The organism is Pseudomonas amygdali (genome assembly GCF_002699855.1).
Classification (GTDB): domain Bacteria; phylum Pseudomonadota; class Gammaproteobacteria; order Pseudomonadales; family Pseudomonadaceae; genus Aquipseudomonas; species Aquipseudomonas amygdali.
This window is the reverse complement of the sequence record NZ_LKBW01000016.1, coordinates 1-17,192: the sequence shown is the minus strand read 5'-3', so window position 1 is coordinate 17,192 and position 17,192 is coordinate 1. Positions and strand designations below refer to the sequence as shown.

General features: G+C 58.9%; 13 protein-coding genes, 1 tRNA gene and 2 pseudogenes. 5 read left to right on the top strand and 11 right to left on the bottom strand.

The annotated features are described in order from the left end of the window. Positions 1 to 135 precede the first annotated feature (135 nt). The 6 genes from AO277_RS02470 to dibA all read right to left on the bottom strand — a co-directional run bounded on the left by AO277_RS02470 (position 136) and on the right by dibA (position 6,390). Positions 136 to 1,116, bottom strand: coding sequence for a sulfate/molybdate ABC transporter ATP-binding protein (locus AO277_RS02470; protein ID WP_002551393.1), 981 nt, complete (start codon positions 1,114 to 1,116; stop codon positions 136 to 138). A 2-nt stretch (positions 1,117 to 1,118) separates the two neighbouring features. After that, positions 1,119 to 1,991: a sulfate ABC transporter permease subunit CysW gene (gene cysW / locus AO277_RS02465; protein ID WP_004662918.1), complete on the bottom strand. Its 873-nt coding sequence runs from the start codon at positions 1,989 to 1,991 to the stop codon at positions 1,119 to 1,121. 13 nt (positions 1,992 to 2,004) lie between these two features. Beyond that, the gene (gene cysT, locus AO277_RS02460; RefSeq protein WP_044319462.1) at positions 2,005 to 2,826 is read right to left on the bottom strand and encodes a sulfate ABC transporter permease subunit CysT; all 822 of its coding nucleotides are present in this window, start codon (positions 2,824 to 2,826) and stop codon (positions 2,005 to 2,007) included. 95 nt (positions 2,827 to 2,921) lie between these two features. After that, positions 2,922 to 3,932 (bottom strand): sulfate ABC transporter substrate-binding protein, encoded by a 1,011-nt coding sequence (locus AO277_RS02455; protein ID WP_002551396.1) that lies wholly within the window; start codon positions 3,930 to 3,932, stop codon positions 2,922 to 2,924. Between the two features lie 150 nt (positions 3,933 to 4,082). Beyond that, positions 4,083 to 4,265, bottom strand: a complete 183-nt coding sequence (gene oscA, locus AO277_RS02450) for a sulfur starvation response protein OscA (RefSeq protein WP_002551397.1) — start codon at positions 4,263 to 4,265, stop codon at positions 4,083 to 4,085. Between the two features lie 196 nt (positions 4,266 to 4,461). Continuing rightward, positions 4,462 to 6,390 (bottom strand): phosphodiesterase DibA, encoded by a 1,929-nt coding sequence (gene dibA / locus AO277_RS02445; RefSeq protein ID WP_002551398.1) that lies wholly within the window; start codon positions 6,388 to 6,390, stop codon positions 4,462 to 4,464. 155 nt (positions 6,391 to 6,545) lie between these two features. Here dibA and desA point away from each other — a divergent pair, with 155 nt between their 5' ends. Together desA and AO277_RS02435 are read left to right on the top strand one after the other, a co-directional pair. Beyond that, positions 6,546 to 7,727, top strand: coding sequence for a delta-9 fatty acid desaturase DesA (desA, locus tag AO277_RS02440; RefSeq protein ID WP_044319461.1), 1,182 nt, complete (start codon positions 6,546 to 6,548; stop codon positions 7,725 to 7,727). A gap of 129 nt (positions 7,728 to 7,856) precedes the next feature. After that, on the top strand, positions 7,857 to 8,855 hold the full coding sequence (locus AO277_RS02435; protein WP_044319460.1) for a GGDEF domain-containing protein: 999 nt from the start codon (positions 7,857 to 7,859) through the stop codon (positions 8,853 to 8,855). A gap of 258 nt (positions 8,856 to 9,113) precedes the next feature. Here AO277_RS02435 and AO277_RS02425 read toward each other — a convergent pair whose 3' ends face one another. The 5 genes and pseudogenes from AO277_RS02425 to AO277_RS02405 form a co-directional block, all read right to left on the bottom strand. Beyond that, entirely contained in the window at positions 9,114 to 10,508 is a 1,395-nt protein-coding gene (locus tag AO277_RS02425; protein ID WP_080899309.1) for a response regulator, read from the bottom strand. 155 nt (positions 10,509 to 10,663) lie between these two features. Continuing rightward, on the bottom strand, positions 10,664 to 11,944 hold the full coding sequence (gene gabT, locus AO277_RS02420; RefSeq protein WP_044319459.1) for a 4-aminobutyrate--2-oxoglutarate transaminase: 1,281 nt from the start codon (positions 11,942 to 11,944) through the stop codon (positions 10,664 to 10,666). A gap of 193 nt (positions 11,945 to 12,137) precedes the next feature. Then, positions 12,138 to 13,580: an NADP-dependent succinate-semialdehyde dehydrogenase gene (gabD, locus tag AO277_RS02415; RefSeq protein ID WP_044319458.1), complete on the bottom strand. Its 1,443-nt coding sequence runs from the start codon at positions 13,578 to 13,580 to the stop codon at positions 12,138 to 12,140. Positions 13,581 to 13,908: 328 nt separating this feature from the next. Continuing rightward, positions 13,909 to 13,989: pseudogene (locus AO277_RS29530) on the bottom strand (LysE family translocator); the annotation flags it as partial. A gap of 45 nt (positions 13,990 to 14,034) precedes the next feature. Further along, positions 14,035 to 15,303: pseudogene (locus tag AO277_RS02405) on the bottom strand (FAD-dependent monooxygenase). Positions 15,304 to 15,459: 156 nt separating this feature from the next. Here AO277_RS02405 and AO277_RS02400 point away from each other — a divergent pair. The 3 genes from AO277_RS02400 to AO277_RS02390 all read left to right on the top strand — a co-directional run bounded on the left by AO277_RS02400 (position 15,460) and on the right by AO277_RS02390 (position 17,127). Beyond that, positions 15,460 to 15,536: transfer RNA gene (locus AO277_RS02400), tRNA-Arg, on the top strand. 355 nt (positions 15,537 to 15,891) lie between these two features. Continuing rightward, entirely contained in the window at positions 15,892 to 16,149 is a 258-nt protein-coding gene (locus AO277_RS28870) for a tyrosine-type recombinase/integrase (protein ID WP_236691262.1), read from the top strand. A gap of 606 nt (positions 16,150 to 16,755) precedes the next feature. After that, positions 16,756 to 17,127 carry a DUF4365 domain-containing protein gene (locus AO277_RS02390; RefSeq protein ID WP_044319456.1) on the top strand — a complete coding sequence of 124 codons (372 nt, stop codon included), beginning with the start codon at positions 16,756 to 16,758 and terminating at the stop codon, positions 17,125 to 17,127. Positions 17,128 to 17,192 lie beyond the last annotated feature (65 nt).

Below are 17,192 nucleotides of genomic sequence, written 5' to 3'. Positions count from 1 at the left end.
CAGGATGCAGGCCGCCAAGGCAGCGTAAGTGGATAATTGTCCAACCTTCGGGGGGCATACCACAGAGCATGGGAACGATGAAAATCCCGAGATCACTATCGTGCCAATGCGGGAACGATAGTCGGGGGGTTGGGCTTAAAGCTTCTGCCAGACCTTCGGTTTGAAGAACAGTGTCTCGCCCTTGGCCAGGCCTACCAGGCTGTCGTGGTCTTTTACCACTTCGGCCTCGATCAGTTCGCTCTGCCCTTCCACTTTCAGCGTGACCCGTGTTGTCGCGCCCAGCGGGCGGATGTCGCGGACTTCGGCGGCGTGGTGGTCTTCGATTTCCTGGCGGGACAGCGACACTTCATGCGGACGGAACAACAGATGACCTTCCTCGCCCAGGCTCAGGCGGTTGGAGTCACCCAGGAAGTGGTAGACGAAGTCGTTGGACGGGTTCTCGTAGACCTCGCCCGGCGAGCCGATCTGCTCGATCACACCCTTGTTCATCACCACGATGCGATCGGCCACTTCCATGGCCTCTTCCTGATCGTGGGTCACAAACACCGAGGTCAGGTTGATGTCTTCGTGCAGGCGCGCCAGCCAGCGACGCAGTTCCTTGCGCACCTTGGCGTCCAGTGCGCCGAATGGCTCGTCCAGCAGCAGCACTTTTGGCTCGACCGCCAGGGCGCGGGCCAGGGCGATGCGCTGGCGCTGTCCACCCGACAGTTGCTCCGGATAACGGTCGGCCAGCCAGTCCAGTTGCACCATGTTCAGCAGTTCGTGGACCTTTTCCGCGATGCGCGTTTCGTTCGGACGCTCACGCTTGGGCTTCATGCGCAGGCCGAACGCGACGTTGTCGAACACCGTCATGTGGCGGAACAGCGCGTAATGCTGGAACACAAAGCCGACGTTGCGATCACGCACGTCATGGCCGGACACATCTTCGCCATGGAACACGATACTGCCGTCATCCGGGGTTTCCAGGCCGGCAATAATGCGCAACAGGGTGGTCTTGCCGCAGCCTGACGGGCCGAGCAAAGCCACCAGCTCGCCACTCTGGATGTCCAGACTGATGTTGTTCAGGGCCTTGAAGGCGTTGAAATTCTTGCTGACGTTACGGACTTCGATCGACATGATTATTCCTCCGCCGCGTTATGGCGCAGACGGTTAATGCGGGATTCGCTCCACTGCTTGAGCAGCAGGATGAACAGCGCCAGGATCAGCAACAGGCTCGCCACGGCAAAGGCTGCAACGTGGTTGTACTCGTTGTAGAGAATTTCGACGTGCAGCGGCAGGGTATTGGTGACGCCGCGAATGTGCCCGGAAACCACCGACACCGCGCCAAACTCACCCATCGCCCGCGCAGTACACAGCACTACGCCGTATATCAGGCCCCATTTGATGTTCGGCACCGTGACGTGCCAGAACATCTGCCAGCCGTTGGCACCCAGCAGCCGCGCCGCCTCTTCTTCCTGAGTACCCTGCTCCTGCATCAGCGGGATCAGTTCGCGCGCAACGAACGGCACAGTGACGAAAATGGTCGCCAGCACGATGCCCGGCAGGGCAAAGACGATCTGGATATCGTGGTCCTGTAACCACGGCCCGAACAGGCCCTGCGCACCGAACATCAATACGTAGACAAGACCGGCAATGACCGGCGATACCGAGAACGGCAAATCGATCAGCGTGACCAGAATGCTCTTGCCGCGGAACGAATATTTGCTCACACACCATGCGGCGCTGACGCCGAATACCAGATTGAGCGGCACCGAGATCAGGACCGCAATGACCGTCAGCTTCAGCGCTGACAAGGCATCCGGTTCAAGGATTGCGGTAAAGAACGCGCCCAGACCGTTTTTCAGTCCCTGAGACACCACGATGAACAGCGGCAGGCCCAGAAACAGAAAGAACACCAGCCAGCACAGGCCGATCAGAATACGTCGCGACACCGCGCTGCCACGACGGGCGGCGTTGGCAGACGCGGCGGCTGAAACAGATGAATAAGACATGTTCTGCGCCTCCTCAGGATGGGGTTTCAATGCGCCGCTGCAGCAGGTTGATCAGCAGCAGCAGAATGAAGGAAACCACCAGCATCATCACGCCGATAGCGGTCGCGCCGGTGTAGTCGTACTGGTCGAGCTTGACCATGATTAGCAGCGGCAGGATCTCGGTTTTCATCGGCATGTTGCCGGCGATGAAAATCACCGAACCGTACTCGCCCACGCCACGGGCAAACGCCAGAGCGAAGCCGGTCAGCCAGGCAGGCAACAAGGCCGGAACGAGGATGTGGCGAAACACCTGCAGCGGACGCGCGCCCAGGCAGGCAGCGGCTTCTTCGACTTCCTTGGGGATGTCGGCCAGCACAGGCTGCACGGTGCGCACCACGAATGGCAGGGTGACGAACGTCAGCGCCAGGGTAATACCCAACGGCGTATAGGCGATCTTGAAGCCCAGGTCGGAGGCGAACTGCCCGACCCAGCCATTGGGCGCGCACAGCGCCGTCAGGGCGATACCGGCCAAAGCAGTCGGCAGGGCGAACGGCAGATCGATCATTGCATCGATGATCTTGCGACCGGGGAAGGTGTAACGCACCAGCACCCAGGCCAGCAGCGTGCCGATCACGCCATTGATGAGGGCCGCGTAGAACGCGGTGCCGAAACTCAGCTTGAGTGCCGCGATCACGCGTGGTGCCGTGATGATGGTCCAGAACTGATCCCAGGTCAGCTGCGCGGCATGCACGAACATGGCGGCCAGCGGTATTAGCACAATCAGACTGAGGTACACCAAGGTGTAGCCCAGCGTCAGCCCGAAGCCGGGTATGACGGGGGAGATACGACGCGACATAAAAGTCCCTGGTTTCACTTGCACGAAGCCCGGAGGTTAATCCGGGCTGTTTGGCCAAGCCTGCGATGCCGCTCGGGCGGCATCCTCATTTCGGCTTATTGCGCCTGATAAATCTGGTCGAAAACGCCGCCGTCATTGAAAAACTTCGGCTGTGCAGTTTTCCAGCCGCCAAAGTCTTTGTCGATAGTCACCAGATCAAGTTTCGGGAATTGCTTCTCGTACTTGGCGGCTACTTCGGCATCACGTGGACGATAGAAGTTTTTCGCAGCAATTTCCTGACCTTCCTTGCTGTACAGGTGCTTCAGGTATTCAGTCGCGATTTCAGTGTTGCCTTTCTTCTCGGCGTTCTTGTCGACTACGGCTACCGGAGGTTCGGCGAGAATCGACAGCGACGGCACGACGATGTCGAACTTGTCTTTGCCACCGTCTTCTTTCAGCGCCAGGAATGCTTCGTTTTCCCACGCCAGCAGCACGTCACCCTGACCGTTGTTGACGAAGGTGATGGTCGAACCACGCGCACCGGTGTCCAGAATCGGCACGTGCTTGAACAGCGTCTGCACATATTCCTTGGCCTTGGCTTCGTCACCGCCGCCCGCCTTCAAGCCGTAGGCCCAGGCCGCCAGGAAGTTCCAGCGTGCACCACCTGAGGTTTTCGGGTTCGGCGTGATCACCGAGACGTCTTTCTTGATCAGGTCGCCCCAGTCCTTGATGCCTTTGGGGTTGCCCTTGCGCACCAGAAACACGATGGTCGAGGTGTAAGGCGTGCTCGCATCCGGCAGACGGGTCTGCCAGTTTTCGGGCAGGGTCTTGCCCAGCTTGGCGATTTCGTCGATGTCACCGGCCAGTGCCAGGGTCACCACGTCTGCACGCAGACCGTCGATCACGCCACGGGCCTGCTTGCCCGAACCACCGTGGGACTGCTTGATCTCGACCTTGTCGTCTGGATGGGATTTTTTCCAGAAGTTGACGAATTCTGCGTTGTAATCCTGATACAGCTCGCGGGTCGGATCGTAAGACACGTTGAGCAGTTCGTAATCCTTGGCAACAGCCGAACCTGCGAAAACAGCACTGGCGAGAGCGGCCAGAGCAAAGCGGCGAATGGACATAGATGAAGCTCCTGGAAATGCGGTGTGTTGGCTTTTTTAATTTCTTCTTGGCACGTCAGAACGGCATCCGCACGGGCGCGCTGCTTTTTTCGGGGGAGGTATCAGGAGTCAGGATGAAGCCCTCCGGTTGACCAGTCGGGTAATGCCGCTTCAGCTCTGCTTGGCGGCGGGGTTCTGCAAACGAAACTTTTCCTTGCGCTCGATCTGCACCACTTGCGCGTTATGCACAGTGATTTCGACGGCGCCAAAACGCAGGTCACGCAACGCACTCTGAATCTCACGCAGAATTGCTGCTTCGTCCTGACCGTCAACACTACGTAGAGATGCGCTCATTGTCTTATTCCTTGAAAGATGAGAAGCCGGCCGTCGCGACTGGGGGCGATGGCGTATGGCGGTGAGGCAATAATAGTGAGGTGCGGATATTCTTAAAAAGACTATTTAAGAATGCAGATATAACCAAAAGAAATTTAGCGGTTATAGATTTCGCCAGGATGCGTTGCACACCCTGGCAAGCCTTGCTCTGGCGGCTTCAGCCGGGCTGCTCGAAGACCGGTGCATGCGTCCAGTCGATCGCCTGCGCGACCATTGGCCGGGCAAACCAGTAGCCCTGGCCCAACTGGCAACCGTTGCCCAGCAGGAACGCAGCCTGATTCGCATGCTCGATGCCTTCAGCCAGCACCCGCATGCCCAGGCTTCCCGCCAGCGCGATGACCGCTCTGACAATCGCGATGTCGTCATCGTCGCCCGGCAGTCCGGCCACAAAACCCTGGTCGATCTTCAGCTTCTGAACCGGCATGCGCTTGAGCCGCAGCAGCGAAGAATAACCCGTACCGAAGTCATCGATGGCCAGGCTCAGGCCCAGTTCGCGCAGGCGATGCAATTGTTCGATGGCCTGTTCGGGGTCTTCCATGACTGCGCTTTCAGTCACTTCCAGCTCCAGAAAGGCAGGCTCAAGCCCGGTCTCATGCAGTGCCTGTGCTACCCGACGGTCGAGGTCGCCATGATTGAACAGGCGGCTGGAGACGTTTACCGCGACGAACTCGACCGGCACGCCTTCCGCCAGCCAGGCCTTCATCTGCAGACAGGCGGTTTTCAAGACCCAGGCATCAATATCAGCGATCAGCCCGCTTTGCTCGGCAATCGGAATGAATTCCCCCGGCGAAACCATCCCGCGCTCGGGGTGCTGCCAGCGCACCAGCGCCTCGACACCGCGAATACGGCGGGTGACAAGGTCATGAACCGGCTGATAGAAGACCCGCAGTTGTTCCAGTTCGACGGCCTGACGCAGCTCATAGGCCAGTTGCACGCGCTGTTGGGCGTGGGCAGTCAATTCCTCGGTGTACAGCGCATAACACTCACGACCGTCGCCCTTGGCCTTGAACAGCGCCGAGTCTGCATTGCGCAACAGTTGCTCGGCGGTCAGCGCATCGCCGGGGAACAGGCTGATGCCAATGCTGGCAGTGACAAACAGCTGATGCGCGGCAATCGCGAACGGTGCCTTGAGCGCATCGATCACCTGCTGTGCCAGCGCGGCAGCCTGAACCAGCTGCGAGCAATTCTTGATCAACAGGGCGAACTCGTCGCCGCCCGGACGCGCCAGAGTCATTTCATTGCCGGACACGCTTTTGAGCCGCTCGGCGACGGCCCTGAGCACATCGTCGCCCACGTTGTGGCCAAGGCTGTCATTGATGTTCTTGAAGTGGTCCAGGTCGATCAGCAACAGTGCGCAGCCGCGTTTGCTGGCGCGCGCCGAAGTCAGCGCCTGGCTGATGCGATCAGTCAGCAGCAGGCGATTGGGCAAATCGGTCAGCCCATCGAAGTGGATCAACTGGGCCAGCTCCTGCTCGGAGCGTTTGATAGCTGTAATGTCGGAAAACACTGCTACAAAGTGCCTGGGTTGGCCGTCATCACCCATAACGCTGCGAATGGTCTGCCATTGCGGGTAGATCTCGCCGCTTTTACGCCGATTCCAGATCTCGCCGCTCCACTGGCCCTCGCTGATGATCGAGTGATACATCTGTTTGTAGAACTCCGGGCCGTGTCGGCCGGACTTAAACTTGCTGGGGTTGAGGCCCAGTACTTCTTCGGCCTGATAACCAGTGATATCGACGAAAGCGCGGTTGACGTGAACGATGTGGCCCTGCGCATCGCTGACCAGCACCCCTTCGCGAGTGCTGTCGAACACCGCTTCGGCCAGCCGCAGCCGGTCGTAATCGGCTTGCTGGCGCTGAAAAAGCGCATCGCCGCCGATCAGGCTTCTCAATCTGTCACGTGCGATGAAGATCATGACCGCGCTGAGCAACACCCAGCTGTAACCGGCCATCAGTTGCCAGAACGCCAATCGAGCAGGTTCTTTTATGAAAAAGGGCAGCAACAGGTCGCACGTCACAAACCACAAAATGGACAGCAGCCCATACAGGACGGCCGTTCGCAGCGCGCCAAGGGAGTAATCTGACATCGGAAACGAAGAACCTCAGATAAAGCCGGAATTATAAAGCAAGAAACATCCTGCGACTCTTATCTGAAAGGGTGACTGGTTTTCTGTGGGATGTCAGTGATAATGCACGCGTAACTTTTTTCTTCATGAGTATCTTTACGAGGGCCAAACAGCCTATGTGGTACAACGGTTTGCTCGACCTTTCCGTCTGGCAGGTAATAGCAGTCACGCTGGCGATGACCCATGTGACTATTGTCGGCGTCACGGTCTATCTGCACCGCTACTCAGCCCACCGCTCGCTTGAGCTCAATGCGGGGCTGAAACACTTCTTCCGTTTCTGGCTGTGGCTGACCACTGCCCAGAACACCCGCGAGTGGACAGCCATCCACCGCAAACACCACGCAAAATGCGAAACCGTCGACGACCCGCACAGCCCGGTCGTCAAAGGCCTGTCCACCGTGCTGCGCAAAGGCGCCGAGCTGTACCGCGAAGAAGCTCAGAACCAGGACACCCTGCGTATCTACGGCAAGAACTGCCCGGAAGACTGGATCGAGCGCAACCTGTATTCGCGCTACAAGCTGCTGGGTATCGCTCTGATGGCAGTCATCGACGTGGCACTGTTCGGTGCCCTCGGTATCACCGTGTGGGCCGTCCAGATGATGTGGATTCCCTTCTGGGCTGCTGGCGTGGTCAACGGTCTGGGCCATGCCGTCGGCTATCGCAACTTCGAATGCCGTGACGCGGCCACCAATCTGGTGCCGTGGGGCATCGTGATCGGCGGTGAAGAGCTGCACAACAACCACCACACCTATCCCAACTCGGCCAAGCTGTCGGTCAAGCCCTGGGAATTCGACATGGGCTGGGCGTGGATCAAACTGTTCAGTTTCCTGGGGCTGGCCAAAGTCCAGCGGGTCGCACCCATCGCCCATCGGGTCGAAGGCAAGGGCCACATGGACATGGACACCGCCATGGCGATCCTCAACAACCGTTTCCAGATCATGGCGCAGTATCGCAAGCTGGTCATCGCGCCGCTGGTTGCCCAGGAGGCCAAGGCCGACGAATCGGTGCGTCATCAGTTCAGTCGCGCCAAACGGCTGCTGTCACGTGAGACCAGTCTGCTCGATGACAAGCATCATTTGCGCATCCAGACCATGCTGGAACACGGCCATGCGCTGAAAGTGATCTACGAAAAGCGTCTGGCGTTGCAGCAGATCTGGGTCAAGACCAGCAGCAATGGCCATGACATGCTTTCAGCCATAAAAGAGTGGATTCACGAGGCCGAAGCCAGTGGTATTCACTCGCTGCGTGAGTTCGCCGACCAGCTGAAAACCTACTCGCTACGCCCCGCCCACGCCTGATACCGTTGATCGGCGCGCCTCCCGCAGGTGCGCCGGTCCCGGAACTTATCCCCTGCCAATCTATCTCATCAACTTTCCCGCCAAACGGGATAGGGCACGGCACTGGCCGTAACGCTTGAGATGGATCTTATGGAAAAGCAGTCTCCCACCTCCCTACCCGGCACGCCGATCACTGATATGCCCGCAGCCGCAGAAACCCTGTTAGCCCTGATGCACGCCCAGGCAGAAGTTGCCCGCCTGAGCGAGCGCGAACAACTGTTCAGCTCATTGCTGGTGAGTGTGAACGCTGTTCTGTGGGCGTTTGACTGGGAAACCCAGCACATGATTTACGTCAGCCCGGCGTACGAGCGTATCTTCGGCCGCTCGGCGGGCTTGCTGCTGGCCGATTACAGCGAGTGGCGCGACAGTATCTACCCGGATGACCTGAACTACGCCGAGCGCAGCCTCAGCGAGGTGATCGAGAAAGGCTCGATCGAGGACCGCGAGTACCGAATCATCCGTGCGGACGGTGAAGTACGCTGGCTCAGCGACAAATGCTTCGTCAGCCATCGCGCCGACGCCAGCCAGCGTCTGATCGTGGTGGGCATCGCCGAAGACATCACCGACAAGAAACACCTCGAGGATGAGCTGCAACGCCTGGCAACCACCGACGTGCTGACCCAGAGCAGCAACCGTCGACACTTTTTCGAATGCGCCCAGCGCGAGTTCGAACTGGCTCGCCTCAACGGCACGCCGCTGGCCTTTCTGCTGCTGGATATCGATGATTTCAAGCTGGTCAACGACACCTACGGCCATCAGGAAGGCGATACCGTGCTGCAACGCATCGCTGAAAGTGGCCGCTCGGCACTGAGACGTGGTGATTTGTTCGGGCGTATCGGTGGCGAAGAGTTCGCCGCAGTATTCCCAGGCTGCGCGCCGGATATGGCCATGCAGATCGCCGAGCGCCTGCAACGCGAGATTCAGCGCCAGAACTTCCAGTCAGGCGGCACCACCTTCAGCATCACCGCCAGCCAGGGCCTGACTAATCTGGGCCCGGAAGACTCAAGCCTGGAAACCCTCTACGGCCGCGCCGACGCTGCCATGTATCAGGCCAAGCGCCAGGGCAAGAATCAGATCGTACTGGTCTGAAATGCCTTCTCGACTGTAGAAAGCACGACTGGCCCTTCGCGGCAAAGCGGATCGCCGCCCGGTCGCTTTTACAGGAGTTTGCGGTGCTTTGTAGGAGCGAGCTTGCTCGCGAAGAGGGCGGTGCTGTCGCTGGATTTTCTGCGTCAGGAATATAGCCTTCGCGAGCAAGCTCGCTCCCACGAGTGTGCACTCGGCATGACGCCCTGAGGGAGCGACTGGGCGGCGATCCGTCTTGCTCGCGAAGGCCTCAGTCAGGTTCTACTTATCGAGCGGGCCCTGAATGGCGCTGGCCGGGTCCTCGATTACAGCAGCCTCTTCGGCAGGTGGTTCAGGTGTCAGGTCCAGCAAATCAGGCTCTTCCTCCCCCTCAACCGTCTCGGCAGTCACCTCAGGTTCGGTCGGCAAGGGTTTCAACAGGCTTGGGTCAGTCACGCCGGTCAGTTTCTTGCGCAAACGCTGCAAGTCACCGACGCTCAGCTTCAACAGTTTGGCCGACTTGGTCTTGATCAGCGTGTTGACACTCTCTTCCTCGCCCAGACGTGCCATCTGCCCCGCCAGGTTCATTGCCAACACTTCGCGAGTAAAGATGCCGGTGTTGTACTGATACACCGCAGCGATCAGCTCACGCAGTTCCAGCGGCAAACGCCAGCGGGTGCGCAGAGCGGAACCGAAGGCAGCGGAATACTGCTCCAGCGATTGCTTGATCACGTCTTCATTCAACTCGCCGCCAGCCAGCAGCCATTCCTGCAAACAACCCAGCACAGCAAGATCGCCCAGCGACTGCAGCAGACCGGCGCAGAAGCAACGCTCTACATCCAGCTCCAACATGCCGCCCAGAATGCGCGCGTAATCAGCCGTGCGTTGCGACATGGTCCAAAGCTCACTGGCCTGGGCCAGCAACGCGTCGCTGGTCAGCACGGCCATACGTTTCTTGGCCAGGCCTGACGCGATATTTGCACCCTGCACCGGCCCGAGAATGGCCAGCGCCCCGCCCATGGTCTGCACTGGCTTGCCCAAATGTTGCGCGGCACTGTTGGCGGCGGCGATCAACACGGCAGTGATGTGCGGATCGTTGCGCAGTTCCTGCTCCAGCAAGGCAGCGTCGATGCCGTTGGCGGTCTGGCTGAGTTTTATCGCCGTCGCGACATCTACGAACAGTGGCGCGCCGTCAGCCACGTCACGGCGCTTGTCGAGAAACTTGGTCAGCGTCAAACCCGGCGACAGCGCGGGCACTGCGCCCGCAACCGGGGCCTGACGTTCCAGCAGCAGGCTTTCCAGGCGCTGGCGTAGCCCTTCGGTATTCAGGGGTTTGGTCAGATAGGCAGTCGGCGCCAGTGGCAAGACCTCACGCACGCTGGCGCTGTCGTTGCGATTGCTGATCAGGATGAACGGGATGGCTGGCTGACGACGCAGGTTGCGTACGCCACGCAACAGGCTCAACCCGTCTATCCCCGGCAGCTCGCGTGCGGCGATGATCAGGTCAGGCAGTTGTTTCTTCATCCACTCGACGGCCTGCTTGCCATCGGTACACATTTCCAGGTCGACGTCCGCTCGCACACCCAACACCAGATCGCTGAGTGTTTCGCGAACCCACGGATCAGACTCAGCAATCAATACGCGAGGTACCGCGGGCAAATCTACAGCAGTCATCATGACTCTCCGACATCGATGCGTTCACCTTAGCCAAAGCCTTCGTCCGGATATAGCAAAAAGAGCGAAATACCCTCCTCCAGACCAAAAAAACCCGTCGAAACGGGCTTTTTTTGTCTGTTTGGTCATAAATTAATCAATTTACGACTTCACACTTTTTACGCGATTTCAGCGAAGCATTCTTCCAGAATGGCCAGCCCGCGGGTCAGCAATTCGTCTTCGGCGGTCAACGGTACCAGTACGCGCAACACGTTGCCGTAAGTACCGCACGACAGCAGGATCAGACCCTTGTGACGCGCCTTGGCAACCACCTGCGCCACTGCTGCGGCGTTAGGCTTGTGCGAATCGCCATCTTCGAAGAGCTCGACGGCAATCATCGCGCCCAGCGCACGCACTTGGCCGATGACCGGGTACTTGGCCTGAATGCCCTTGATCGCAGTCACCAGACGCTCGCCGACTGCCTTGCAACGGTCCAGCAGGTGCTCTTCTTCGAAGATATCCAGCACCGCCAGCGCCGCAGCGCAAGCAACCGGGCTACCGGCATAAGTGCCGCCCAGACCGCCCGGTGCGATGGCATCCATGTATTCAGCCTTGCCGCACACGCCCGCTAGCGGGAAGCCACCGGCGATGGACTTGGCGAAGGTGGTCAGGTCGGCTGCAACGCCCATCTGTTCCATCGCGAAGAACGTGCCGGTACGGCCAGCGCCAGTCTGCACTTCGTCTGCGATCAGCAGAATGCCGTGCTTGTCGCACAGCTCGCGCAGACGCAGCATGAACGCCTTCGGTGCCACGTAGAAACCACCTTCGCCCTGAACGGGTTCGATGATGATCGCAGCGATGTCCTTGGGCTCGGCGTCGTTCTTGAAGATGCGCTCGATGCTGGCGATGGAATCGTCAACGCTCACACCATGCAGTTCGCAAGGGTACAGCGCGCGGAAGATACCGCCCGGCATCAGGCCCATGCCCGCCGAGTAAGGTACAACCTTGCCGGTCAGGCCCAGGGTCATCATGGTGCGACCGTGGTAAGCGCCGGTGAAGGCGATCACGCCCGCACGGCCAGTGGCAGCACGCGCGATCTTCACGGCGTTTTCAACCGCTTCGGAACCGGTGGTGACCAGCAGGGTTTTCTTGTCGAAATCACCCGGCACTTTGGCGTTGATTTTCTCGCACAGCTCGACGTAAGGCTCGTAGGCCAGCACCTGGAAGCAGGTATGGCTCAGCTTGGTCAGCTGCTCTTGCACCGCAGCAATAATCTTCGGGTGCAGGTGACCGGTATTCAGAACGGCAATGCCGCCCGCGAAGTCGATGAATTCACGACCTTCCACGTCGGTAACGGTCGCGTTCTTCGCCGAAGCTGCGAAGATCGGGTGGATCTGACCAACGCCACGCGGGACGGCAGCATGGCGGCGTTGCATCAGGGATTCGTTAGTCTTGCTCATGTATTCCTCATTCGCCGCTCATCGGTCGGCGTGGGTCAAGGATCAAGCGGACCGGATCAACTGCGGCAGCATACGATGATCGACTGCTGCAGCCTTCAGGCCACCAGGAAACTACGGTGCAACAAAAGCCGATGACACGTCGCTCTCGCGCGCCATCGGCTGCAATACCTAAACGTCAGTCAGACCGAGTCAGTCAAACCGACAGGCAGAGGTATTTGATTTCCAGATAATCTTCGATGCCGTACTTGGAGCCTTCACGGCCCAGGCCGGACGACTTGATACCACCAAACGGTGCCAGTTCGTTGGAGATCAGACCGGTGTTGATACCCACCATGCCATATTCCAGCGCTTCGGCAACACGGAACACGCGGCTCATGTTCTGCGCATAGAAGTACGACGCCAGACCGAACTCGGTGTCGTTGGCCATCGCAATCACTTCAGCCTCGTCCTTGAAGCGGAACAGCGGGGCCAGCGGACCAAAGGTTTCTTCCCTGGCCACGGCTGCATCTTTCGATACGTTGACCAGAATAGTCGGCTCGAAGAACGAGCCTCCCAGGCTGTTGCCGCCAGTCAGCACGGTTGCGCCTTTGCTGACCGCGTCAGCGATGTGTTCCTTGACCTTGGCCACCGCCTTGTCGTCGATCAACGGGCCGTTGGTGACGCCGTCTTCCAGACCGTTACCGATCTTCAGCTTGCCGACCGCCGCCTTGAGCTTCTCGGCGAACGCGTCATACACCGCGTCCTGCACATAGATACGGTTGGCGCAGACGCAGGTCTGACCATTGTTGCGGTACTTGGAAATCATCGCGCCTTCGACCGCCTTGTCGAGGTCGGCATCGTCGAAGACGATGAAAGGCGCGTTACCGCCCAGTTCCAGGGAAACCTTCTTGATGTCCTTGGCGCACTCGGCCATCAGCTGGCGACCAATGTCGGTCGAGCCGGTGAAGGACAGTTTGCGCACGATCGGGTTGCCGGTCAGCTCGGCACCGATATCGCCCGCGCTACCGGTCACCACGCTGAACACACCAGCCGGGATACCCGCACGCTCGGCCAGTTCAGCCAGGGCCAGTGCCGAGAACGGCGTTTGCGACGCAGGCTTGAGCACCATGGTGCAGCCCGCCGCCAGTGCCGGACCGGCCTTACGGGTGATCATTGCCGCCGGGAAGTTCCACGGGGTGATCGCCGCCGTCACACCAATCGGTTGCTTGAGCACGATCAGACGCTTGTCTGGCTGGTGACCGGGGATCACATCGCCATAGACGCGCTTGGCTTCTTCAGCGAACCACTCGATAAACGACGCGGCGTAGGTGATCTCGCCCTTGGCCTCGGCCAGCGGTTTGCCCTGCTCCAGCGTCATCAACAGGCCCAGGTCGTCCTGGTTCTCGATCATCAGCTCGAACCAGCGACGCAGCTTGTTGCCGCGCTCTTTGGCGGTCAGTGCACGCCAGGCCGGCAGCGCCTTGTCAGCCGCCTCAATCGCCCGGCGCGTCTCGGCTGCGCCCATTTTGGGCACAGTGCCGAAGATTTCGTTATTGGCAGGGTTGTTGACCTTGATCGACTGACCACCGTCCGCATCCAGCCACTGGCCGTTGATGTAGGCTTGCTGGCGGAACAGTGTGGAATCTTTGAGCTGCATGTCGGCCTCCTAAACAGCATCGCCCGAGAGGCGATGCGAACAATTGATATCGATGCACCCCATTTGGAAGCCATCGCCAGGAAAACATTCCATCGGGTTCCAGCGCTGCGCAACGCATGAAAGCAGGAAGACCGAACAAGAGCGTTTGAAATCTCAAACGAATCCTAGGCATTGCGGGGGGAAAGGACAATAGCCCGTTCGAAAAAAAGAACGGGCGTATGGAGGTGTGTAGTTTTCTGATCAGCGACGAACCTGAACGCAAGGCAGCCGCAGTGTGATCATGCGGCGCATAAAAGCCGTGAGCGACCACGGAGCAACCGGCGAAGGTCACGATCAACCTCAAGGCATTGCCGAACAACCCGATCATCGTCCTGGCCGGGCCGTGGCTGATCGAGTTCGACAGCGCCATGACCACCGCAGGGCCCGGCGCAGCTTTTAACGCACGCCTGTAGCGCTATCGATAATCCGGAAGCGTGAAGGACTGAATCGCCGGGGTCAGCGCCTTGGCAGCACGCTTGCTGATGAAGGGTGTTGCGACCAAACGCTGCACGGCGCGAAGGACCTTCACCCCCGTGCGACTGCGAGGATGAACCAGACGCGGCACAAGCTTCGGCACATTCTGCGACTTTTTCACCACAGGCCGCAGCACATATTCGTACGCAGCAAGGGCCCCTGCAATCGTGTCGGTTCTGGTGAGTTCGCCCGCCAGCACATACGCACCGATCAGCGCCAGCAAAGCACCGACCCCACCCAGTGGCGTGACACACCAGGCCGCATCGCCCAGCAGTACCACCGGGCCATTCGACCAGCGATCCATCTTCACTTGGCGCAGATCATCAAACCAGAAGTCCTCCGCCGCCTCCATCCCCTCCAGCAGACGAGGCACCTCCCATCCCGCGCCTGCAAACGACGCGCGAAGAAACGCCTTCTGCTCGGCAACACTGTTACCGACCGTCAGGTGGCTACGGCCGTGCACATTAAAGAACGCACGCGTCGTACCGCGATTGTCCGGACGAACCCCCGCACTGCGACCGCCCACCGCGTTATACCAGCGCGCGGTCTGGCTATCAGTCGGCGCGCGGGGCACAGTGAAGAACGCGCTGGCCAAATCCATCCGGCGCGGCTGATTCTCGCCGGGGAACACCAGCTCCCGCGTACGCGAACCGACACCTTCGGCAATGATCAGCAGATCAAAACGTTCCTCGCCACCGCTCTCGAACGTGACCGACACGCCCTCATCATCATGCTCGACCGAGACGATACGATCACCAAAGCGATAGAACGCATCAGTAGACGACGCCTCATACAGCAGGCGCGCAAGATCCCCGCGCAACACCTCAAGCTCAGCCGTCGGACCATCGACCTCCAGACCGGACAGATCAATTTGCGCCGCCGTGCGGTTGTCCTCATCGACCCACGCAAGCCCGGTCTCGCCGGTATTGAGCTACTTTACCGCCTGCTCAAGCCCCATCAGGCGCAAGACCTCACGAGCCGCGCCCCGCACATCCACATTCTGCCCGCCATCGCGAAAGGCAGGCGCCTGCTCGACAACCGTGACATCACAGTCACGCTGCGCCAGCCACCAGGCCGCGGCACACCCCGCGATACTGGCCCCGGTAATAAGAACGCGGCACGGGCTGCGCTCGATGCTTTTGAACTGGTTGATAAGATGCCCTCGGTGAGAACGAACTGGCTGAGTGGTATGGGGAGCATCATGCACCAGCTGGTTGTTGTGCCGGTAGCGGTGGACTGTTCCTTTATGGGTGGCAGTGGGGTTGGGGTGATGAAAGGCTGTTGCGGGGTGCGCTGGGTGATTTGTGTCGCACACCGCCCGTAACTGGACGCCCCGTACCCATGTGAGTATCATGGCGCCCGCGTCGCACCAGTAGCTCAGCTGGATAGAGTACTGCCCTCCGAAGGCAGGGGTCGTGGGTTCGAATCCCGCCTGGTGCACCATCTTCTTTTCCCTTGTGTTCACGAGGGTTGTCGCTACTGCCAGATACCAGTCCTAGTCCTGAAAGTCGTTTTTGCTGCAATTTCATGTTCTCAAGTGCGGTGGGGATGGTTGAAATGGCAACACGCATCGTTGCCATCCTCACTTCTTCAGATTTTGCTCGCTACCGTGACGAGCGCCTTAAGATCCGCTAGGGCAATACGGTGAAGCGTGAGCTGGCTTTGTTTCAATGCGTGATTCAGGTCGCTCGCAGCGAATGGGGCATTCATCTTGACGAAAACCCCGGTCAGGATGTTAAGCCGCCCTAGCTACAACGACGAACGCTAGCGGCGGCTCGACCCGATTGAAGAGCAATACATGCTCGGTGCCCTAGAACTACGTGAGCGCCGTGCGGATGGGACCTACGCCGATGCATCACACAATCCATGGACAGGGCCCATCATCCAATTGGCGATTGAAACAGCCCCGCGTCGTGGCGAGATCTTTGAGCTGCGCTGGGAGCATGTGGACCTGGATCGTAGAACCGCGCACCTCCCCGCAACCAAGAACTGCCTGCCCAGAACCGTCCCGCTTTCGCCGAAGGCTATTCAACTGCTCAAGGATTTGCCGCGCTAACTGTGCGGGCGAGTCTTCCCCATCACGGCTGGTGCGCTCAAGAAGGCCTTTGTGCGAGGTCTGGAGCGTGCAAGGCTGAAATACTTGGGAGATTGCGAAGTGGCGCAAGTAACGCCTCAGGAAGACTTCCTGATCAATCTGCGCTTTTACGACCTGCGGCATGAAGCGACCTGTCGGCTTGCGACCAAGCTGCCGAATTTGATTGAGCTGGCAAGCGTGACGGGGGCATCGGGAGGTGAACATGCTGAAGCGGTACTACAACATTACTGCGGAAGAGTTGGCAGCGAAGCTGGCTTGATCGAACTACACCCGTCGGTGGGAAATTGCAGAGACGGAGCATCATTTACGCACGGCCGGGCCAGTCGTGTGCGTCGGATGAGGCCAGCACACAGGATGTCTTTAACCGGCAGAAGTCGGCCAAAAGCAGCGGTTGAGAGAAGTCCATTTCCCACACGACGCAGCAGGTCAAGAGGGCCTCGAAACTGAGTTAGATTCCACAGCAGTGTTCAGCCCCAAGCGTGCCAGAGTCGCTGCATGCTTGGATGTGGGTCGAAGTCGGTGGTAGATTGCAAGGCAATTTGCCACTAAGTATAGGGGCGAGTGTTTATGTATTTTGATCCAAAAGAAAGAATAGGTGTGCATGAGTTAGCGCTAGTAGTCGCTCGCGAATTTAAATGGATTCTCAGGGAGCAGCCTATTTCGGATGTAGGTATCGATGGTCACATTGAGCTCGTCACTCATGAGAAGGCACTGGGCAAATTGATAGCTGCTCAAGTTAAAACGGGAGATAGTTACCTCCAGAAGACATCGGAAGGCCTGGTTTTCTACGGAGATAATAAGCACCTTGATTACTGGATGAATCATTCACTGCCGGTGTTAGTGGTTGTCTACTCTGTTGAAGAAAAAACTCTCAGATGGGTCGATATTCGCGCAGATAATACCGAGAGAACTAGGGAAATCCTGAAAAAGACTTCCTGATTTGGCAAAATCTCCGGGCACCAATCGCCGAGCTTTTCGATGATGAATCAAATGACCTTCGCCGA